The organism is Candidatus Rokuibacteriota bacterium (assembly GCA_016209385.1).
Classification (GTDB): domain Bacteria; phylum Methylomirabilota; class Methylomirabilia; order Rokubacteriales; family CSP1-6; genus JACQWB01.
On record JACQWB010000171.1, the window covers coordinates 1 to 21,098 of the forward strand.

Genomic DNA, 21,098 nt, shown 5'->3' on the forward strand with positions numbered 1-21,098 from the left:
ATGCATAAATTATATGCCCTGCGGGGATGCTGTCAAGGCGTATGGCGAGGACGTGCGATCGGCGCGCGAAGAGATGAGCGTGGAGAAGAATACCATCTACGTGGCCCTCGATGACAGCAAGCGGAAGGTCGTGGTCGCGATTCTGCCGAAACCGCCCCATCAGCTCCTGGACGCCGACGCCGGCAGGAATATACTGGGACGACGAAGCCGGGGACCAGACGAAAACGCTTGACAACTGGTCCTTCCATATCAGCATCTGCCATTGACCTGCGATCCAAGAGGCGAAGGCCAAACTTTAAAAATCTATAATTAATCTTAATAGATAGCCAATACTCCCTCTTTCTAAATTTTATCTTTGACATGATGTACATACCAATTTACCATGTAACCATGTAGAAAATGAAATCAAGGGTAGTGTCGTAGCCGACCGGTAAGGACGCCGTCCGCAGGGGAAGCCATGACAGAGCCGAATTATCAGCCGTTGCCCTCGGAGTGGGGGCAACTATTCCCTATGACTCTAAAGTTCCCTGCCCGCCTGATAAGCAACCGGCTATCGAGCGCGCCCTGCATCACTTCGGCATGATTTCGAATTAGGCTACTACCGAATCGAGGAGTTAAAAACGAAATGGGCGTCTCCTCGAAGCCCTCAATCAAAGTCGCGGATGAAACCTGGATTGCTGCAGCACTTTTGCATAGAGAGAATTCGTCCCGAGAGGACTTCGCAGTCCAGGAGATCGTTGATCGAGCCGCAAAGGAAGCCATCACCGGCAAATTGCGCCCCGGAGTATACGTGCACGCACGTCAGCACTGCGTTGCGAATCGGCCTCCGGATCCCGGCCGGTATCGCATGTTGTTCGCAACCGGTAAAAACACCCGCCGACTTTTCCGACCGGGAGATCCTTACCATCCTGCCCGAGATGGTTCCAAGATGGTTCCGGAGAAGGAAGAAATCCCGGCGGAGTACCACCGTTTGGTGGACTGGTATTTCTCCGAGTATGTTGCAACACGAACTGACGTGGAAAAAGCCGACCCCATTCTCCAGCTTCGCGGCCTCGGCAAAGAGATCTGGGGGAGTGAGGCCCCTGATGCGTATGTGCGCCGTCTGCGTCAGGGTTGGGAATGAGTCGGATCTTTTGGGACACGAACCTGTTTATCTACTTGATCGAGGACTACGGCGAGTTCTCCGAACGGGCAGCAGCGCTGCGTAAGCGGATGTTGAGTCGAAACGACCAGCTCTACACGTCGGCGCTGACGCTCGGCGAGGTGCTCGTGAAGCCCGCTGAAGCGGGGAGCGAGCCCCTCAGACAGAAATACGAAGCCGCCATCGTTACCGGATCCGTTGTAATTCCGTTCAATCTAGACGCTGCTCGCATCTACGCGAGCATTCGCCGGGACCGGGACATCCGGCCTCCCGATGCGATTCAACTTGCTTGTGCGGCCCACGCCCGGGTGGACCTCTTCATCACCAACGACGACCGACTGACGGAAAAGACCATACCGGGCATTCAGTTTGTCACGTCCCTCTCAAAATCCCCCCTTTAGCGCGGAGCGATCTGGGGAGGCGAAGCGGCGTTCTAGAGGTCAGGCACGGTGTCCTTGATGGCTCGCACCGCCTGCTGGACGATCCCGTCTTCAGCGTACGCTTCCGAGCCGTGCGGGTCCTTGCCGGCGGGGACCCCGAAGAGGAGCACCGCGGGGATCTGCATGGAGGCCGCGTCCTTGGCCTCCTTCACCAGCTCGTCCACCGAGCACCGGTGCTGCCCGGGCATGGAGGGGATCGCCTCCCGCACCCCTCGCCCGTGGACAGCGAAGAGCGGGTAGATCAGGTCATCCACCTGAAGCGTGGTCTCCCGGACCATCTTCCTCACGAGCGGTGACTCGCGGAGGCGGCGCGGGCGAAATACTGGGTAGGGCATCGCTAACTCCTTTCTGGTGGGCTAGCACTGCGCGGACTGTCCCTACCGGAGCCGGTGCTGGGCGTGGGGGTGAAGCGCCGCCGGGGGGCTAATCCCCTCCACGCAGCCGGATGGCCGCCCGCGTCAGCGTTTCCGCTTGACCAGCTCTTCATCCACGCTGTAGACAATAGAAGGACCGACCTGACCTATCGCATATTCGTGGGTTGTTCCGGGTGAGGAACAGAGCCACAGGCGAAGGAGGCCGGTCATGGAGAAGAATACCATCTACGTGGCCCTCGATGAGAGCAAGCGGAAGGTCGTGGTCGCGATTCTGCCGAAACCGCCCCACGCCGACGCCGTCAGGAATATACTGGGACGACGAAGCCGGGGACCAGACGAAAACGCTTGACAACTGGTCCTTCCATATCAGCATCTGCCATGCTCTCGACGGGACATGCACATCACGCCGGGAGGGGTCGGACCCCGGGGCAAGGACGCTGGCGGGCCTGAGCGGAAGCACCGACAGGGCGTTTATTCTGGCTATGGTCCGTCTCACATTGTTGGGCCATGATCGTATCTGCGCTCTGCGCGGCGGCTCTACAACCTCCAGGCCTGAGCGGGTCGGGCGCTAGGCGATGATCCGGCGGGCGCTCCTCCTCTTGCCCTTCGCTGGGGTCCTCGGAGGCGTCGGGGCTCCCGTCGCCCAGACGCCCGAGCCCCGGCCCGGGCTCGACTGGGCGCTTCCGGCGTACGACGCTCAGAACACGAACGCGAGCCCCCAGACGGCGATCACCCGGGAGACGGTGAAGGCGCTCGAGCTCAAGTGGATCTATCAGGTCCCCGACAACCCCTTTCACCAGCCCGACCTGAGCCGCGCCATGGGGGTCCAGACCACTCCCCTCGTGGTGGGGGGAACCGTGTATGTCGCCACCAACTTCAACCGTCTCGTCGCCATCGACGCGCTGACCGGCCGGGAGCTCTGGCACTTCCAGGTGGACGTCGGGACTTTTCCGCAGAAGCCCTGGTGGGGGCGCGTCCTCTCCCAGCGCACGCTTCGCTATCACGCCGGGATGATCCTGATGCTCGCCTCCGACTGCACCCTCTACGCGATCGACGCCAAAGGGGGCGGCGTGCGCTGGACGATTCCCGAGACCTGCCGGGGCGTGCCCGGAACCCGGGGCCGCTACTTCGGCAACAACGCTCCCGCCATCCTCGGAGATCTTCTCTTTCTCCGCCCCGGCGGCGGCAGCATCTACGGCGGGCGCGGCTTCCTGGCCGCCTACGGTCTCCGGACCCGCTCACTCCGGTGGCGCTGGTTCTCGGTGCCTCCCGAAGGCGGTGATCCTGGCTGGAACCGTGACGCCCGCAGGGGAAACATCCCGCCGTACCCGGGCGACTGGGGCACGACCGACCTGATCGGCGGCGGAACGCTCTGGTCGCTCATCGCCGCGGATCCCGACACCGGCCTCGTCTACTCCACCACCGGCAACCCGGCCCCGGAATTCAACGCGGCGGTCCGTCCCGGCCCGAACCTCTACAGCTCGTCCATCGTGGCGCTCCGCGCCGCCACCGGAGAGCTGATCTGGTACTATCAGAGCAACCCCCACGACCTCACCCTGCACGAGCCGGCTTGGAGCCTCATCCTGGCGACTCTGCCTATCCAGGGGGTAGCGCGGAAGGTGGTGATCAACGGGTCGAAAAACTCTTACGTATACGTCCTCGACGCCTCGACCGGACAGCCTGTGTACGAGCCCATTCGAGTGGGCCTTCACCAGAACACCCTGAACGACAACGCCGGGGCCGGGGCGGACATGACGGCGACCCATGAAGCCCTGGTCGGCAAAGTCGTCTGCCCCGGCCCGTCCGGAGGGATCGCGCACTACCCGGCCCTCGCCGACGGCATCCTCTACGTGGTGAGCCAGACCGCCTGCGGGACAGTGATCCACGGAAGCGGCGACATCCTCCACGAGGAGCTCTCTTACAAGGGCGGGAAGATCGAAGGCTACCGCTGGAAGGTGCTCGACGAGCCGCCTCACCGGTCCACCCTCTACGCCATCGACCTCGCCACGCGGACGATCCGCTGGGAGTTCGAGATGCCCCACCGCTACCAGAGCGCGGCGGTCATCGTAAGCGGTGGGGTCGTGTACGCCGTAGACCGGGGAGGGGTCTTCTACGCCCTGGACGCCCAAACAGGGCGGCTGCTCCGACGGATCCTCTTCGGCGGGCTCGGGCTCTCGGGGGCCTCGCTGGGAGCCAACTCCAGAGGGGAGATGATGCTTTTTGTCCCCGTCGGTGGCGCCGAGCCTTTTCGCACGCCGACCGCGCGCCGGCCGGGGATCCTTGCCGCGTTCGGCCTCCCCGAAGCCGGTCAGTAGCACAGCCGCAGATCGAGGCGAGGAGACGGCCCCGACACCTGGTGAGAAGCCCGAATCGCCCGAAAAGGGGGGAGATATAGGCCCCCACCGTCGAGCCGCGTCCTGCAGGCTCCCAGGCCCTCGCCTCCGAGGGATCACCTCGGAGCGGCCTGCGGGCCGAATACGCCTGTGGGACCTTGTCGGGAGAAGGCGGAGAGCGCCTGAGCGTTGACTCGGTGCGGCGCTTTCAGAGATGTCGGCTATGCTCTCTACCTCGATCCGTGCGAAGCGACGCGCCTCGTGAGTTCCCCGATGATGATGGCTCGTCCCGAATCCCCGGACTCGTCGACTTGTAGTCCAGGGATCGCTCCGATCCGCGGATAGAGACCCTCTCCGGCTTGATATCTCCGGCCGTGCGCGAGTTGCTCGAGGCTGAGGAGCAGCAGGTGATGGCCAAGCGGCTGTAGCCGCCCTGGCCTATAATGGGGTTGGCTCAACCAGTTCAGGGTACGCTAATCGAGCAGCTCCGGAGGGACCACCTGCACTCCCGCGATATCGCCACCGTTCTTGAATCCCTAGCGTGGCCTCGAGCAGTCCGAGAATGGCGTTTATGATGGTATGAAAGCGCTGCGCCTCCGCGCGCAGGACCCAGCTCACGTACCGCTTTAATGGGCGAACAGCCCAACCCTTGGACCTGCTCCAGCCCCAGCATGCGATGAGCCGACATCCGATTTGACGTGTCGAATGAATATAGCTAAAATGGCCACATGAAAAAGGCTAAGATTGGCGAGCTAAAGAACAATCTCTCCCGGTATCTGGACCATGTCCGCGGTGGCGGGTGGGTACTAGTGCTCGACCGGGATCAGCCCGTCGCCCAACTCGTTCCCTTGCAGCCGACCGCCCGTGGCGCGCGGGGTAAGGAGGCCCGGCTGGTACGACTCGAACGGCGGGGGTTAATTCGCCGAGGCGCGGGGGGCCTGCCGGAGTGGCTCGGAAAGCGAAAACCCCCGCGCCTTCGGGGTAGCGTGCTGAGGGACCTCCTGCGCGAGCGCGAGGGCGGTTGGTGAGGTTCTGGGATACCTCCGCGCTCGTTGCCCTGGTCGTCGCCGAACGGGCCACCGTCGAAGTTGAGCGCTGGGTGCGTGAAGACCCCGAAGTCGTCGTCTGGACGCTCACACGGGTGGAGCTCCTGTCCGCTCTCGCGCGCCGCCGGCGGCAGGAACCTGGCGCTACCCGGCGTCTTCTCACTGCCCGCCGGGAGATTCTAAGCGCCTGGCGGCATTGGTCCGAGGTGACGGCGGTGGAAACGGTCCGGCGTTATGCCGAGCGCATCGTGGAGACTCATCCCGTGAGGGCGGCCGACGCCCTTCAGATCGGCGCTGCTCTTGTTGCCGCCGAGGACGATCCGGCGACGATCGAGTTCGTGACCCTGGACCAACAGCAGGCCATCGCTGCAGAGCGCGAGGGATTTCACGTGCTGAGCGCGGACTGACGTGTCCGGTCTGGCGTGGAGAATTCCGCTGAAACCAGAGCGCCCGGGTCCTGCGGGCACCTTCCAGCCGTCAGAGCACAGGTCGGAACTTCCAGAAGTAGTGACTCCCCTTCCGAAAGTTCGGCTATTTAGAGAGTTACACATTGCAGATCACGGCAGAACGTAGCACGGGACGCAACCCAGGCGCAACCAGGACGTGGGTCCGCAGACGGAGCACCGATGCGCTCAGCTTCGGTGTCGGTGGCTTCCCCCGCAAAAGAGCGTGGCTCATGAAAGCCCTTACTCGGGGGTATCGGACCATCTCGCACCGTCGGCCCGGTGTATCGAACATTGGACATTCTCCCCCGGACTCGACCTTAGTCGGTTTCCACCTGAATGCGGTCGCTCAGGGCCAAGTCGGAGAGGATCTGCTGAATCTCGTTGAGCAGATGGTTGAAGCTCGCCGCCTGGACCTCCACATCGAACCCCAGGGAGATGTCAAGGCTTGCGCCGCCGCGAAGTTTAGGAACGAGCCTGTTGCCCACCCGGTTCCAGATTTCGGGCGGGATTGATCCTCGGAGATGAATACGGCGGACACCCGCAACAGGTCCCTCCGGCGGGGCTTCTTTGGGCCTTGGGCCCCCATCCACGACTACCCCTACTCCCCCGCCGGGCTCCGGGGGCACTGGCTGCTCTCGGGCCACCTTGAGCGCCTGGGCCACCGCGGGGAGGAGCAAGTAAGTCTGGCTGTCGAAGACCACCTCGTCCGCCGAAGTCGCCTCCTTGAACCAAGCCCGGGAGAAGCCGCCCCCGGCTTGCTGGCCGGAGGCGAGACCGAAGTCCCCCTTCAGGATAGACTCCAGGATCTTTCCTTTCAGGACCGCGTCGGCATCCACTAGGCGGGTCAAAGATCCATTGAGGAATGCTTGCCTGAGACCGGACAGCGGCCACGCCCCAGAGTCCTTGAAGGCGGGAGGCCACTTTCGTTCGATGTAGCCCGCCCCCACAGACTCGTTCAGGTAGTTCTGGGATTTGAGCGTGGTGATCACGCGCCCGCACAAGGTTTCGTTGGCGCTACGATGTCCTGGTCCAAGGTCGAGAACCCTGATCCCATCTGGAGCGCCGGGGTCTGCAAGAATCACGAAACGGTATTCAGCCCATACCTCGCTCTGAGCTTCGTCTTCCGCTTCCTTCACTTCGGCCACAACCCCCGCCCGTTCGTTCTTATCGAACTCGGCTCCCAGGAGACCCTCAGTCAGCTCAGCGTGGACTCGCTGCCATGCCAGCCACAATTCTACCTTGTCCCGCAGATCACGCCCCGGCCTCTTCGCGCACCAAACCAGGGCGCCGGGGAATAGCCGGTCTGATCCGCCTCGTTGCCGAGTCCATGTCGCAACCCGTCCCTGGATGTCTCCTTTCGGCTCCCACTCTTGTGCCGGGTCCAGCACGATGAGGGTCAACCGGGGGGTATCGACGATCTCGGAGCCGTCGGGGGGGAAACAGAACATCGGCAATGAGGCTCCCCGCTCGAACTCCTTCCTCACCAGGGCTCGAACCGCCTTGGCGACTTCCTCCTCCCCCAGTGATGCCCGCCGGTCGTTGACCACCTTCTTGAGCCGCGGCTGAAAGCCAAAGCGATAGCCGTCAGTGCCCACCTTCCGTAGGTAGTAGGCTTTGGCCTCCAGGGCGGTGGCGGCGTTATCCACGCTGGTCGTCTCTACCTCAGGTTCGCCGATAGCAAACCGCAGCTCGGGGAGGTGCGCCACCTTCTCCACCATGCCCCCCGACGACTCGAAGAGAATGGCCAAGGCCACCCGCCGGTGGATGTCCCTCAAGGCGCCTTTAGTATCGGCATCCAGGGCACGGGCACGACTGTTCTGGCCAACTAGATCAGTGTCGATCGCCGACTCTAGGCGGGCCTCTCCTAGCTGCCCCAGCACCACCGAACGGAACTCCAGGAGGTCCAGCGGGGCCGACCCCAGGGTAATCAGGGCCTCACGGCGAGCCTTCATGAACCCGTCGCGTGCGGCCAGCGACACCCACTGGGCCAGCATCGCCAGGGTCCCTCGCGTCTGCTGGTACTGCGGGAGGCCCTGCCACTTCCGCTGGAAGACTGAGAGGGTAGACGGGTGGAATGGATAGCACGCCTCGAAGCGAGTGCGTAGGAACTCCCTCGCCTTGGCCTCCGTCGTAGCCGTATCGACGGCCGTCCACTCGGGGGGAAGCTGCGCCCGCCGCTCGAAGCACCAGTCGGCGTACTGCCTCGACACGGCCTTGATCGCGGTATCCCGGCCGATTGTCTCAAACAGCCTGCGGCGGATCACCTCGCTCACCTCGGTCTCATCGCCAACAATCAAATCCTTGGCCACCCGGCGGACCACCTTCGACAGCTTCTCCTGCCAGGTTAGGTCCCACTCCGTCATCTCGACCGGACTTCGGGGAAGGCTCAGAACCGCCGCGCCGTGGGTTGTGCCTGTCATCGCTACCGTAAGGTTCTGTACGAACGCATAGAGGCCATCAGCCATTGTCCGATGGCGGTTCATGAAGTTCAGCACTTCATCGCAGAGGATCAGGACCGGCCCACCAGCAGCCTCGAAGAGACGCGCCAAGGCGTCGGTACCAGGCGCCGTCGTCTTGGCCGTCGGCCCGAGCGCCCGCACGCCCTCCGCGCCGGCCAGCTGCCATGCCAGGTCAAGCCAGGGCGTCTCCCGCCCTTCCCGCGGGTCCCACGCGTTGCCAACGAAAACCCCTACGGTCGCCTTGGGTATCTCCGCAAGGCCGGCATCGTGTAGAAGCGATGCGATGCCTTCCGTCTCCGCGATCGATTGCCTGCTCTTGGCAAGGTGATAGAGGGTCGTCAAGGTGTGGGTCTTTCCACCGCCAAACTGGGTAATGAGGGTCAACACCGGAGCGGTGTTCGCCGTCTGGCCAGCCAGCCGCCGGAGTACCATCCCAACGTGCTCGCGGAGGGCACGCGTGAAATAGGTCCTGGCAATGAACTTCTTCGGGTCCCGATAGTCTTCAGGCCCCCGCCCGGCGACTACCTGGTCCAGCGCGATGGCAAACTCATTCGGATTGAACGAGCGGCCCTCGCGCACCTCCGCGCGCGGCAGCGCAACCTTGTACCAGGGCTCCATCGGCTACTCCGTCAGCTGGAACTCCATCTTCCGTGTGTCTGTCACGCGCTTGGAGGCATCCAGGATCTCCAGGGAGACCAGATTTCCCTCTTCGTCGTAGTCTAGAATGACGCCTGGCTTATCCTCATCGCTCTCCGCGACGTGTGTGTTCTCCTTCAGGATCACACTGAGCGTATCCGTTCTCGGATCGTAAGCGACCTTCATGGTCCTTCCTCCCAGTACTTGGAAATCTTGCTGGTGCGATATGCGGTCACGACTTCTGGAGGATCACGGCCGACATCCACGAACACCCGGATAAGGTACGTCCTGGGGGGAACTCCTACAGAAATCCGCGATTGGAGGACGACCCGTCCGGGACGCAGGTGGAGCTGCTGCTCAGGCGCAGCAAGAACCGCTCGGATCATTTCCTCACTCAGCCGACGCCGTTGCATCTCGAACGCCGCATGTGGCGTAATGACATATTCGGTCACCGGCTCTGCCATCAAGCTGGGCCTTCACCTCGGCACCGCAAGCAGCATAGCATCCAGGAGGCGTTTCTCCTCGCTGTCCTTGGGGTAGAGGGCAGAGAGGGCGTTGGCAAGGCGCAGAAAGTCGGGGCCGCGATCAATCTCAGATTGGAGTAGTACGCGGAGTGCGTTCGAGGCTCCACCGGCCTGGAGGAGCATGGCCGCGTGGATACGGTCAAGGGTGGTAGCATCGCGACGAGCCTCCAGGTCCTCCATGCTGCCCACGGCCTTTTGGGGACGCGCTTTGCTCCGACCCTTCCTCGCGGAAACGGAGAGAGGGGACGTGAGTTCAGGAAAGAGAGTAGCCTGGGCAGGCGTCTTACCCGCCCTTGCCGTGGCCTCGATTCGCTGAGCGACCCCCGAGGCGCCGTCCTCGCCGAAGAGCTGGGCAGTGCGCTCACGGACAGGCAAGAGGCGGACGATCCCCTTCTCCGTCTCGATGATCCGGCCCTCCCACTGGTCCAGGTGAATGCCGAGAGGTTGGGCGAAGCGTCGGGCGACGTCATAGATCAGCGTAAGCCCTCTCTTCCTGCTCCTCCCACCAACCTCTTCTTCCTCCTCGTCTTCCGGCTCGTCATTCCCATCCTCCGACGCCTTCTGGCCCTTCCTCCCGTTCTCATCAATGCTCGTGCTCTGAATCGTCCACAGGAAGAGGGCGGTAAGGCGACCGTCCTCCTCCAGAACGCCGGCCGCACTATTCCCGGTCTTCGCTTCCCCCTCCCCCAGCACCTGGGCCAGTGCCGTCCGCCCCACGACCTCCCAGACATACGACAGATACCCACGCTTGGCCGGCTCGCTCTTCGCATCAGGATTCGGCGACAGTCTGACAACCTCACCGTCAGGTGTCTCAACCTGGCGATACTTGCTAAACAGTTCCAGCGCCGGGCCTATACACGCGAACACTAGGTCCGCGCCGCGCAATCCCTCATCCTGCAGCCGTTTCATCCACTCGTTCACCCGATTTGGAAGCCTGCCGACAACGTCGCCCCAGTCGCCGACTGGTGCGTCATCGGAACGCGCCCGACAAACCAAATGGATGCTTCCCATTAGTGAGGCCGCATCCCTCGCAGCAGTCCGAGTCTTCATTTCGCTCTGAACCGGCCATGAAGCCGTAACGACGAAACGGCCTCCGATTATTCCGCTTAGCAGTGCCTCCCAGCCTTCCGTTGTCTTGTGCGCGAAAACTACGCATGCGATGCCCTCTTCCGTGAGGACACGACGTCCTTCCTCAAACGCCTGTCGCATGCATTCCTCGAAAAAGCGCGCATCTTTGATCTTCCCGTCAACGTCGTAAGCTTGATTCCACACACACTCCTGAAGTTTCGGCGTAAGGGCATTCAAACAATCGAAAGGGTCACAAAAGACAGGATCATCCGGGTTCGCGCGCCTTAGCCAGCAGTAGAAGAAATCCGACAGGTCCGCATACGGGACAGAATCGTAGTAAGGGGGGTCCGTGAACCAAACCTGGACACCGTGATCTGGCAACGGAAGTCCCCGCGCATCAGCGAGTTGCACTTGGCCGACCTCCCTTATGCTTACTGAAGTATTTTCAAGGACCTTAAGGACCCATTCAACCGCGTTATCCATGCCGCCAGACCACGCACTTGCTGGATTCGCCTCACAGAAGTCCCATACAAGCTGGAGCGCCTGCTTTGAAAAGGAACCCGTGACAGTATCCCGCGTCGAGTCCAGTCGGCAACAGCTACTCCAGCGGTCCACGCACCGGCTGAGTATGATAAGCAAACAACGTCCTATTGCCTGGTCCAGGCCTGTTCCCGCGCTCCCACGTTTCCGAAGAAAATCAACAGCTGCCGCCAGAATGACCCTCTGCCTCGCCAAGTGGCAATCGGAAAACGCCTTCATCCCGTACCGCGTTACCGCTGACAGACCACGTGCGTTCGGCGAGGGGCGGACGGGGTTCAGCGGCTCGTCGGGTAGAACTGAGCGGCCCTCAGGATATGTCTGCCGCTTGAGATCCTCGTCAAGCGATCTGGCCCGAGACACAGGGATAAGGTCAGAGTCCAGAGGAGCACGGAACCCACGTCCCGCATCATCGCTCGTGGCAATGGCAATAAGTCTCGCAGAATTCGTGCCTCCACCTTGACTTCTTAACTGCGCCTCAATACGAGTTCGGGGCATAACGGACGAGCAGGCGGGACACACTGCTTTTCCACCCGCAACAGTTCCTCCTCCCACAGTGTCCGACCCTGCGGGGGTAAAGACCTCGATTTGGATAGTCGGCATTTGGTTCTTATGACGAACTACTCCAAGGCGCAAGGCCCAAGGTCGATTCTCGCGACGTGACAGCCACAAGGTACGAAGAAGGGGGAAGATCGCTCCACATTCGGGTGCTTCACAGCGCACTACTCTTGACCAAAGATAGGCGGTCGCTAGCCTCGATTTTCACGCTACCAAAAGGACTAACATTGTGAGGCGGTCGTCAGGGAATTTCGAACCGGAGCTGGCGGCCATTCCACCACGGGACGGCGGTGCGCTCGTCGAGCAGGCCCGAGGCGATCAGGATGGGGTTGTGGGCGCGTCGTGGCAGTTCCACCACCACCTCGGTCGCCGTGACCTGGACGTGAGCGGGACTTTTCAGGAATCGCCGCCAGATCTGACGCGGCTGCGCGCGCTCGAAGCCGCGGAGCTTGTGGGCCAGGAGGCGATACAGCCCGGTCGCCATCGTGGTCAGCAAGACATCGAAGCTGACGTTCAAGGCGACGGCCGAGCTCAGCGCGTCGAGGTGGAGGAAGTCCACGGCGTCGGCCAAGCCGTTCTCGATGAGCATGCGCCGGGCGTACCGGATGATCAACGCCGACGGGGTGGCGTGGAAATCGTTGGTCAAGAGCACGGTCGGCTGTTCGTGGCCCAGGTCCTTGATGAACAGCTGGCGCAGCGGAGCCTTGCCGTAGGCGCGCAGGTGCACCCGCTGGTCGATGACCTTGGGCGTTTGGTAGAGCCGTTGCGGCACATCCAGATGCACGGTGCGCCACGCCGCGCGGGGCTGCAGGGCCATCTCCCGCAGCAGGCCGGGCGAGCGCCGGCGCAAGGTGATGAAGATCACCCCCAAGGCGTTCAACTCGGCCAGCTTGCGGTAGGTGGTGAGCTGGGAGTCGAACACCAGGTGCGGCGGCGGCTTGCCGGTCTGCCGTGTCCAGAAGCGCACGAACGCCAGCACCTCCGCCGCCTCCTCGCCCTTGCGCAGGTCCGCGTTGCAGTAGCACAGCACCCGCGTGTCGCCGTCCTGGGCCAGGAAGGCCAGCACGCTCTTCTGCCGGCGACTGCGCCGGGAGACGTAGTGCTTCTCGATGAATTCGTCGGCACCAAAGAACGGGATCGAGTGGAAATCCAGATTGAACGAGCGGCCGGGCAGAAGCTGCTGCTCCCGCAGGGTCCGCACCCAGCCCTCCAGCAGCGTGACCAAGCGCCGGGGACCGAGGCGGCTGGAGTACTGGCTGAGGAAGGTGGTCTTGGGCAGCACGTTCAGCCCGGTCCACAACCCCAGGCCCTCGTCGAAGACCAGGTCCATGACGTGACTCTTGCGTTCGGTACTCGTCAGCTTGAGCGCCAGGGTGGCCCGCACCGCATGCGCCGCGGGAATCATCCGCGTGCCGGGCAGGCCCGCCGCGGCCACCAGCGCCTCCAGGTCCAGGCGCACCAGCCACGGCACGAACACGAACAGGCCCCCCAGGGCGGTCGCAAACCGGCGCGGAGCGAGGTGGAACTGCCGCACGTCGGCCACGGCGGCCCGCTCGGGTCGCGGGCGCTGGGGCCGCTCCTCGTCGCGGCGGCGCGGCAGCCGGGCGAAGCCCTCGGCGCGCAGCACCTCGTGAATCGCGGTGAGGCTGAGGGGGTGCCCCTGCTGGGTCAGGGCATCCAGGATGTCGTAGATCGAGAGGTTCTGCTTCCGCAGAGCCACGATGAGCGGCCGGGCCGGGTCCTTCTTCGTCCGGACCTGCGGCCCCCGGGGGATGTCGCGGAAGAAGTCCCCCAGCGCCCCGTGGCGGAATTTGTGGCAGAGCACCCGGAAGGCCCCGGTGGTGTAGCCGAAGGACTGGGCGGCCACGGCGGAGGGCCAGCCGTCGACGATGTAGGCGCGCAAGGCCTCGTACTGCCGCTGGCGCGGATGCCGGGGCTCCAGGAAGAAGCGGTCGTCCAGCGTTATCCCATTGGGTGAAGGCATCATCCATGAGTCTACCAGTAACAACATCCTGGGCCGTCAAGAAAAATCGCCCCCTACGCCTTGGGGCTGGCGCCTTCCCCCTCGGGAGAATCCCCGACCGGCCCGCGCCCCGCGACACGCCCATCACGGCACTCTTCTGCCGGTCGTTCTGCAAGACCCGCAGTTTCTCTACACCGAATGACATAACTCTATTCGTGAGACATCTCCCCGCTATCTGCGCTCAGCGAGCGGGGGGCCGAGCCAAGTTTGTTAGCTCCACTCCGTCGCGTGAAAATCGAGGCTAGCCGGTCGTCTGGACCAACTGGATAGAGATTACTTTTCATTAAGTGCTCCTTCAAGGAGACCGCCTCTTGACGGACACGTTCGGCGAGTTCTAAGCCGTATCGTGGGACGTCCTCTAGAAGCACCTTTAGGATCAGGCAGGCAACCGGGTTCAGGTCGCTGGCGAACGTCTCGCACCCGAGGCGCAGGGCTTCTAGGGGGATTGAGCCGCCGCCCGCAAAGGGGTCCACGACCAGGGGAAGTTCCTCCCCATGGGCTGCCCTGACTAGGGCGCGTGCGGCCTCCAAGAACACCGGGTCGGCAGAGGCGTCCCAGTTGGCGAAGTCGGCGATGAACTTGAGAAGCGCCCGACGGAGATCGAGGTCGGTGGCTCCTCTCGGTTGGGGCAGTGGTCGCCTCAGGGCCGTACGTGCGTTGGTCTTGAACTCATCCGGGCAATGAGAGTCGGCCGGGTCGGGGAGGAGGAGCGCCAGCAGCATGGCCCGGCAGGCCGCCAGCGGTCGCCGTGCCCACCAGAGATGAAGCGTGGAGGGGTGCCCGTGGCGGATCGACTTCTCCCGCGCCGAGTGCCTGGAAACCTCAGCGATTGGGAAATCCACCTCCGCCAGCCGCTTACATTCCTTGGGGATCATAGAACGCAACGCTGGAAAATCGCCTCGTCAATTTCGACAAACTTCGAGCTTTCCTGAAGGAGGTGCCAGGAGCGGCGGGCGCGGGGCATAGCGTTCTCCACGACGCGACCGATCTGACGAACCTCCCGGACCGCCGGCGCTAGTGTAGTGTCCCAAATATATCTTGACAATAGAGCCGTGTGGGGTGTATCATGTCGCCATGTTCACACCAGCACCAGCCCTCTGGATCGACGCGAACCAGGCGAAGCGACTGAAGTTCCTCGTGGGATCCGGGAAAACGCCGCAGAAGGTGGCGCTGCGCGCGCGCATCGTGCGCCTGGCCGGCCAGGGCGTGCCGAATCACGCGATCGCCGGCCAGCTGGGCATCAGCCGGCCGACGGTGCTGCTCTGGCGCCAGCGCTTCGCGCGCTCGGGCGTGCCCGGGCTGATGCGGGACGCGCGGCGGCCGGGCCGCAAGAAGGCGATCGCGCCGGAGGTCGTCCAGCGGGTCGTGGAGGCCACGTTGCACACGACGCCGCCCGCCGCGACCCACTGGACCATCCGCACGATGGCCACGGCCCAGGGCCTGTCGCGCATGACGGTCCACCGCATCTGGAAGCAGCACGGGCTCCAGCCGCACCGGGTCGAGACCTTCAAGCTCTCCCGGGATCCCCACTTTGTGGACAAGCTCCGCGACGTGGTGGGCCTCTATCTGGATCCCCCCGACAAGGCGCTGGTCCTGTCCGTGGACGAGAAGAGCCAGATTCAGGCGCTGGACCGGACAGCCCCGCTGTTGCCGCTGCGCCCGGGCATTCCGGCCCGGCAGACGCACGACTACAAGCGGCACGGGACGACGACACTGTTTGCGGCGCTCAGCATGCTCGATGGCAAGGTGATCGGGGAGTGTCTGCCGCGCCATCGCAGCAAGGAGTTCATCCGCTTCCTGGCGCACATCGATCGCGAGACGCCCCCGGCGCTGGCCCTCCACCTGATCGTCGACAACTCCAGCACCCACAAGAGCCCGCCGGTGAAGCGCTGGCTCAAGCGCCACCCGCGGGTTCATCTACACTTCATCCCCACGGGGAGTTCCTGGCTCAACATGGTGGAGCGCTGGTTCGGCGAGATCACCCAGAAGCGCATCCGACGCGGCACCTTTCGCAGTGTGAAAGAGCTCATCGCAGCCATCAACAAGTACCTCCGGACGTACAATGAGGCGCCGACGCGATTCGTGTGGACGAAGGATGCGGACATGATCCTGGGCAAGATCCACCGTTGTAAAGAAGCGTTAGGGACAGCACACTAGGTCCCCGTCACCGCTTACCAGAATCGCCACATCGTAGTCGCCCGCGTAAGCCATGGCCACCATGTCCGTGGCAATCTTCACGTCCACGCCCTTCTCGTACCAGCGACCGTTGGTCACAGCCATACGGCCAGTCCAGAGGGTGAGACCTTGCTGCTGCTTCAAATTATTCAGGAATCGCTGTTGGTTGGCATAGAGCTGCGCCCCCATCTGCTGCGGGACAGCGGCGATGTAGAAGTTCGCCCGGACGAGCTGCCGCCCTGCCGACAGTTCCATGGCCAGCTTTAGCGGAGAGTACCTGGCCGAGCCAAAGGCAGCCTTGAATGCTCTGTAGATATTCGCACCATCCATGAAAACTGCGACTCGGTCAGGCAATGGTCACCTGGATTGGCTCGGAGGTAGCCTCAAAAGAAAACCCGGCGTCCCTTGCGGGACACCGGGGGGGTAATAGCCCACCGTCCAGGTTGCCCGGGACGAGTGGGGGGGTAATTCACGCTTACAAACTAAGTATCGCACTGATCGGTACCTTGTCAAGCCTCATACCGAGCCGGGGGTTCACGGACCTGCATCGGTTGGGTGAGAGCATCGACTTCAAGCCAATAATGGTCCACCTTCTTGACCTCGCGCCACGGGAAGCGAGCTGGGTCTTTGATGGGTTCCTGGAGGATAGGTGCTGTATTGCAGTGGGTCACAACGTAAAGCCAATAGCAGTCGCGCCGGTCCTCGGCTACACGACGCTCGTTCGGGGTCAGGAGGACAGAGCCAGTCGCCTCGCCGATCCCCTTGACCTCAATGAGGCGGAGTTCGCCGGTCCGGGTATCGAGGCTGGTCAGGTCGTAGCCCAAGTTCTGCTCGTGGACATCGGCGACGGCACGCCCCTGAACCCGTTCGTACTCGATGGCTACGCTCATGGCGGCGGCCTCAGTCTCAGGGTTTTGGCGGAGGCGCTGGATCTCGGGCTTAGTGGCCTCGGGATGCGGGAGGATTAGGGCGCTCGCGATCCGCTCAACGGCCTGGAGGGACAGGGCACGTTGTCGCCCTAGCTCCTCTCGGCGGCGCTCCCTTCGGTTAAGGAGGACGGACTGTCGTTCCTCGGCCTGGGCCAGGTTCCCCGCGGCGCCCTCGGCACCGCGTTCCTTGTCCTCCATGAGCCGGCCGATCAGCCGGTCCTCCCTCTCGATCAGCTCAGTGAGGGACAGTTCGACATGAGCTGCTATTCGATCGATCTCGGCCACACGCTCAGCATGGACCTCCTCCAGGAACGGATGAAGAGCCCCCTGGTGGAGCCACGTGAGCGCCTCGGGCTCCGAGGCCACAGGGGGGAGGGTAGCTGGCGCGGGAGTCGGCTGGAGGTTCCCGAAGACGCCTACCTCGTACAGCGCGGGCTCCTGCCCCTGGACGAGACGTACGACAAAGACGCGCTCATGGATGACCTGGCCAAGGCCGTCCACCACTCGGGCTCGGTAAACGTCGAGGCGGGCGGGCTCCGTAACATCTAGGGCGTAGAAGGAGGCTCCCTGAGCAAAGTGGGGCCGGGCCTGAGCGAGGGCATGGCGACGAAGGGCTTCGAAGAGTGGGTGCCCCGGGGTAACCCACTCCAGGTGATGCGTCTCTGCGATCTCCCGGTCAGTAGAAAGGCGCGGATAACGCGTCACGAGAGGGGGGAGCCGCCAGTCGGGCTCTCGCTCGTACCGCTTGAGAGTGGCCGGGACTGCCGCTGGCTCGAAGGTATGCGGCAGGGCCTTTACCTCCCGGAGGGTCATTGGGACCTGGGGGGCGCTCTCGCGGAGGAAGCGAGCAATAGTCTCGGGGACCATCCGGCGCTCTTGAGCTTTGGCGCGCCGCTCGATGAGCATGTCGAGGTTGAGAGTCTTGGAGGCGAGCCCTTCCAAGGCGTTCTGGCAGATAGCCCGGAAGCTTTCCTCGTTGACGTTTCGGAGCAGGCGGTCCTCCAAGTCCTGGTCGCCGAGGCGGCCGGCATAGTAGTCCCGAAGGACCCGCTCCATGTGGGCGGCCGGGAGGATTTCGCCCACCACGTTGAAGACCGCGTCGTCGTCGAGGGCATCACGGATTTCCTGGAGCTTTACGAGAAGCTTCTGAAGCACACGCCCTTCGATGGTATTGACGGCAACGAAGTTAAAGATCAGGCAGTCCTTGGTCTGACCGTAGCGGTGGATGCGCCCCATTCTCTGCTCTAAGCGATTGGGGTTCCAAGGGATGTCGTAGTTGAACAGGATATGGCAGACCTGGAGGTTGATCCCCTCCCCAGCCGCCTCGGTGGCGACAAGGATCTGGATCTCGCCGTCCTTGAACTGCTGTTCGGCGTACAGGCGGGTACCGGGCTCCTCGCGGGTGCCGGGCTTCATGCTGCCGTGAATAAAGCCGACCCGAAACCCCCATCCCCTGAGCCGCTGGACTAGGTAGTCCAGGGTGTCTTTGAACTCGGTGAAGATGAGCAGACGCTGATCGGGGCGATCAAAGAACCTTTCCTCCTGGAGAAGGCGTTTAAGGCGAGCAAGCTTTTCCTCCGAGACCGAGTCCTCAACAGCCTGGGCCTGAGCCGCGAGGCGATTTAGCTCGGTGATCTCTTCCTCGACCTGCTTCGGATGCTGGGAGAGGCTGATGGCTTCCAGGAGGGATTCAAAGTGCTCACGCTCCTGATCCTCCATCTCCTCCAGCTCTTCCGCAGTCGGTAGCTCAGGCGGCGCGAGGCGGGCGAGTTCGGCGGCCTTCTTCAGGTTTTCGCCAAGGCGTCGCGTACGGTTTTCCAGGGACCGACGCAGGGCGTGAGTGCTAGACGCCAAACGCCGCTGGTAAAGGGCCATGAGAAAGCCGATTGCCTTGGCGCGAACGTCCTCCTCCTGGGCGGCAGCCCGTGCGCTTTGCGCCTTCACGAAATGGGTCACGTCCCGATAGAGCTTGAACTCATCGCCATCGATGGCAAACTCTACCGAATGCGGGATGCGTTTCGTGAAAATCTTCCGAGCGGCCCATGTGCCGTCCTCCTGGCGCTCGGGGAAGTAGACCATCGCCTCCTTGGTGCGACGCAGGTAGAAGGGTGCCCGGCGACGGTCCATGGCCTCCCGGATCGACTTCACGTCGGCGAAGGCGTCCTGGTCGAGAAGGCGGAGAAAAAGGGAGAAGTTCTCAGGGTCGCCCCTATGTGGGGTCGCCGTCAGGAGAAGGTAGTGGTCGGTAATTTCCCGGAGCAGTTCCCCCAGCTTGTAGCGAAGGCTCTTTTTGTCCTCGGCGGCCGCGGACATCCGGTGGGCCTCGTCCACGACGACGAGATCCCAGTGGCTCTGGCGGAGGCTCGGAAGGATCTCGTCCCGCTTGGCGAGGTCGAGTGAGGTCAGGATCTGGGCGTGTTCTAGCCATGGGTTGACGCCAAACTGGACGCGAAGGTCCGGGCCTCGGAGGACCAGGAACTTCTCGTCAAACTTCTCCCGAAGTTCTCGCTGCCACTGGAAGGCGAGGTTGGCCGGAATCACGATCAAAATGCGATCGGCGAGACCGCGGAGCTTCAGCTCCCGGATCAGGAGCCCTGCCATAATCGTCTTCCCGGCACCGGCGTCGTCAGCCAGAAGAAACCGCACCCGGGCGACCTTCGTGAGGTAGTCATAGACCGCTTCTAGCTGGTGGGGGAGCGGGTCCACCCTGGAAATCGAGAGCCCGAAATAGGGGTCGTACTCCCAGGCGATACCGAGCGCATATGCCTGGAGTCCCAGCCGGACCAGTCCGCCGTCGCCCGTGTAGGAGCACGTGGGCGAGAGGATCGTTAGGGTGGCGAGTTGGTCCTTCGTCAGCGAGACCCGGCGGAAGCGTTCGGTCTGGGTCCCGACAAGGCCCAGGGTCCAAGCGGCCGGGCCATTTGGTGCCACGGTCTCCACCCGCATGGGCTCGCTGAACAGGGGCCCGGTTAGGATTTGGCCTTCCTGAACGGGTAGATCAGTGGCCAAGCCCTCCTCCTTCGCGGCGGACTTGGGTACGAATCACCGCGAGTATACTGAGAAAAAACCACTTGTCCAACCGACATCTGAAGGCAACTCGGTCCGCGCGGCAACGGGCATATTGGATCGCTTCGGTGCCCGCGCTCACGACAAGCGTGGTCTGCGTGGTAGCCGCCTCGAGTCGCGACCCTGAGATTGTGGCCTGGCCACACTTCCTAGAACTGATTGATCGAGGGATCTCTACGGCCAGACGGGACATAGCGGTGTCTGAGCCCGGTGAGCGCGAGTCATCCGCCAGCCCCACCCGCCCGCCGTTGGTGGACTGAGTCCCCCATGCTCCTCACCTCCTGTTCCCCGCGCCTTCGCGCGGGGTAGTTGCGGCTTCGCTACCGCTCGCCTGGGGCTCCCTTCGGTCGCCGTAGAGCAGGCGCTCGCGCGCCAGGTGGCCCTGGCGGGCCACGTCCCCACCCACCAGCCCCATAAGGAAATCGAATTCGAATTTTTCGCCCGCCCGGCCGCAGGTCGCCCGAGTCTACCGCCTCTTCCGCCCCCGTCAACCCCTCCGGCTTCTCGCGCCGCGTGAGCATAAACGGCCGCCGCCCCTGTGGGCGAAGCCCACCGGGGTCCCCTCCACTTATCCCTCCCGCGGCGCGCTCCACCGTGAGTCAGTCCAGCGTCACTCAATGGTACAGGGGTCCTTCACTGCGTTTCGGCCCTTCGGGTGACGGGGGCGGAACCGCTTCGGGCTCGCCCTGCGGCCGGGCGGCGCTGGGGCCGCCGCGGGTCGAGGGGAAAAATTCTCACACTCACACCCAGCACAGGAGGTGTTGGCGATGGCACGAGATGGTTTCGTGGCGGTGGTCGGGGCTCGGGCATTGCCGGAGGCCTGGGCTCCGCGCACTCCAGGAACTTGTCGTCCCTGGGATCGCGGCTCGTCCGGATCGTGACATCGGGCTGGACGAGCACGGCGTGACGCCGGAGTCGACGCGGCACGGCGCGGGCCTCGCGTGGGGTCACGCGGAGCTTTCGCCAGAGCTCCGGGCGCGCGGTCACGGCGTCGACTTCGGCGAGGATCGGCTCGGAGACGAGGAGGACGAACTGGTCGGCGCGCCACGCCTCGTAGAGACGAGCCGTGAGGCTCTGGGTGCGGGCGAGGGCGCCCCGCAGGAGCAGCTGCGTGTCAAGAACGACCTTGAGCGCGGGCAGCGCGGATCGCCTCGTCAATGATGGCGGCGACTGCCTCGTCCCCCAGCGTGCCGGCCCGCTGACGGGCGCGCTCGATCACGGCGTCGAGCTCCTCATCGGACAGCGTTTCGAGAGAGCGGTCGATTTCTTCGAGGCCCGCGCGCGTGGTCAAGAGGAGGGGGAGGACCTCCTGCGCCAATGTCTGGCGCTCGGCCTCAGAGAGG

At 63.4% G+C, this 21,098-nt stretch carries 19 protein-coding genes and 1 other annotated feature; of the genes, 8 read left to right on the plus strand and 11 right to left on the minus strand.

All coding sequences use genetic code 11. The features are described from left to right. Positions 1-79 precede the first annotated feature (79 nt). The 3 genes from HY726_11915 to HY726_11925 all read left to right on the plus strand — a co-directional run bounded on the left by HY726_11915 (position 80) and on the right by HY726_11925 (position 1,542). Positions 80-232 (plus strand): hypothetical protein, encoded by a 153-nt coding sequence (locus tag HY726_11915; GenBank protein MBI4609701.1) that lies wholly within the window; start codon positions 80-82, stop codon positions 230-232. Between the two features lie 393 nt (positions 233-625). Next, positions 626-1,123, plus strand: coding sequence for a hypothetical protein (locus tag HY726_11920; GenBank protein MBI4609702.1), 498 nt, complete (start codon positions 626-628; stop codon positions 1,121-1,123). Further along, positions 1,120-1,542, plus strand: a complete 423-nt coding sequence (locus tag HY726_11925; protein ID MBI4609703.1) for a PIN domain-containing protein — start codon at positions 1,120-1,122, stop codon at positions 1,540-1,542. Before HY726_11920 ends, HY726_11925 begins: the two co-directional genes overlap by 4 nt. Positions 1,543-1,574: 32 nt before the next feature. Here the strand turns inward: HY726_11925 and HY726_11930 are convergent, their stop codons facing one another. Beyond that, positions 1,575-1,916, minus strand: a complete 342-nt coding sequence (locus tag HY726_11930; protein ID MBI4609704.1) for a hypothetical protein — start codon at positions 1,914-1,916, stop codon at positions 1,575-1,577. 247 nt (positions 1,917-2,163) lie between these two features. On the opposite strand from HY726_11930, the gene HY726_11935 reads away from it, so the two are divergent. The 4 genes from HY726_11935 to HY726_11950 all read left to right on the plus strand — a co-directional run bounded on the left by HY726_11935 (position 2,164) and on the right by HY726_11950 (position 5,741). Continuing rightward, entirely contained in the window at positions 2,164-2,304 is a 141-nt protein-coding gene (locus HY726_11935; GenBank protein ID MBI4609705.1) for a hypothetical protein, read from the plus strand. Between the two features lie 226 nt (positions 2,305-2,530). Continuing rightward, on the plus strand, positions 2,531-4,270 hold the full coding sequence (locus HY726_11940) for a PQQ-binding-like beta-propeller repeat protein (protein MBI4609706.1): 1,740 nt from the start codon (positions 2,531-2,533) through the stop codon (positions 4,268-4,270). Between the two features lie 625 nt (positions 4,271-4,895). Continuing rightward, positions 4,896-4,977 (minus strand) — a sequence feature (possible 23S ribosomal RNA but 16S or 23S rRNA prediction is too short). 39 nt (positions 4,978-5,016) lie between these two features. Then, the gene (locus HY726_11945; GenBank protein MBI4609707.1) at positions 5,017-5,316 is read left to right on the plus strand and encodes a type II toxin-antitoxin system Phd/YefM family antitoxin; all 300 of its coding nucleotides are present in this window, start codon (positions 5,017-5,019) and stop codon (positions 5,314-5,316) included. Next, complete coding sequence (locus tag HY726_11950) at positions 5,313-5,741, plus strand: type II toxin-antitoxin system VapC family toxin (protein MBI4609708.1); 429 nt, start codon at positions 5,313-5,315, stop codon at positions 5,739-5,741. The genes HY726_11945 and HY726_11950 overlap by 4 nt, the downstream gene beginning before the upstream one ends. Positions 5,742-6,097: 356 nt before the next feature. Here the strand turns inward: HY726_11950 and HY726_11955 are convergent, their stop codons facing one another. The 6 genes from HY726_11955 to HY726_11980 all read right to left on the minus strand — a co-directional run bounded on the left by HY726_11955 (position 6,098) and on the right by HY726_11980 (position 14,460). After that, positions 6,098-8,857 (minus strand): ATP-binding protein, encoded by a 2,760-nt coding sequence (locus tag HY726_11955; protein ID MBI4609709.1) that lies wholly within the window; start codon positions 8,855-8,857, stop codon positions 6,098-6,100. A gap of 3 nt (positions 8,858-8,860) precedes the next feature. Next, a complete protein-coding gene (locus tag HY726_11960; GenBank protein ID MBI4609710.1) occupies positions 8,861-9,061 on the minus strand; it encodes a DUF2283 domain-containing protein in 201 nt (66 codons plus the stop codon). After that, the gene (locus HY726_11965; GenBank protein ID MBI4609711.1) at positions 9,058-9,339 is read right to left on the minus strand and encodes a DUF4258 domain-containing protein; all 282 of its coding nucleotides are present in this window, start codon (positions 9,337-9,339) and stop codon (positions 9,058-9,060) included. Before HY726_11965 ends, HY726_11960 begins: the two co-directional genes overlap by 4 nt. A gap of 12 nt (positions 9,340-9,351) precedes the next feature. Further along, complete coding sequence (locus HY726_11970; protein MBI4609712.1) at positions 9,352-10,308, minus strand: hypothetical protein; 957 nt, start codon at positions 10,306-10,308, stop codon at positions 9,352-9,354. Positions 10,309-11,803: 1,495 nt separating this feature from the next. After that, positions 11,804-13,465, minus strand: a complete 1,662-nt coding sequence (locus HY726_11975; GenBank protein ID MBI4609713.1) for a hypothetical protein — start codon at positions 13,463-13,465, stop codon at positions 11,804-11,806. A 269-nt stretch (positions 13,466-13,734) separates the two neighbouring features. Beyond that, entirely contained in the window at positions 13,735-14,460 is a 726-nt protein-coding gene (locus HY726_11980; protein ID MBI4609714.1) for a DUF1156 domain-containing protein, read from the minus strand. A gap of 199 nt (positions 14,461-14,659) precedes the next feature. Here HY726_11980 and HY726_11985 point away from each other — a divergent pair, with 199 nt between their 5' ends. Further along, positions 14,660-15,742, plus strand: a complete 1,083-nt coding sequence (locus tag HY726_11985) for an IS630 family transposase (protein MBI4609715.1) — start codon at positions 14,660-14,662, stop codon at positions 15,740-15,742. On the opposite strand, the gene HY726_11990 is transcribed toward HY726_11985, so the two are convergent. The 4 genes from HY726_11990 to HY726_12005 all read right to left on the minus strand — a co-directional run bounded on the left by HY726_11990 (position 15,725) and on the right by HY726_12005 (position 21,046). Next, positions 15,725-16,090, minus strand: a complete 366-nt coding sequence (locus HY726_11990; GenBank protein MBI4609716.1) for an NYN domain-containing protein — start codon at positions 16,088-16,090, stop codon at positions 15,725-15,727. The two genes, HY726_11985 and HY726_11990, sit on opposite strands and share 18 nt — an antisense overlap. A gap of 179 nt (positions 16,091-16,269) precedes the next feature. After that, positions 16,270-19,635, minus strand: a complete 3,366-nt coding sequence (locus HY726_11995) for a DUF3883 domain-containing protein (GenBank protein ID MBI4609717.1) — start codon at positions 19,633-19,635, stop codon at positions 16,270-16,272. Positions 19,636-20,388: 753 nt separating this feature from the next. Further along, positions 20,389-20,913, minus strand: a complete 525-nt coding sequence (locus HY726_12000) for a putative toxin-antitoxin system toxin component, PIN family (GenBank protein ID MBI4609718.1) — start codon at positions 20,911-20,913, stop codon at positions 20,389-20,391. Continuing rightward, complete coding sequence (locus HY726_12005) at positions 20,870-21,046, minus strand: hypothetical protein (GenBank protein ID MBI4609719.1); 177 nt, start codon at positions 21,044-21,046, stop codon at positions 20,870-20,872. The genes HY726_12000 and HY726_12005 overlap by 44 nt, the downstream gene beginning before the upstream one ends. Positions 21,047-21,098 lie beyond the last annotated feature (52 nt).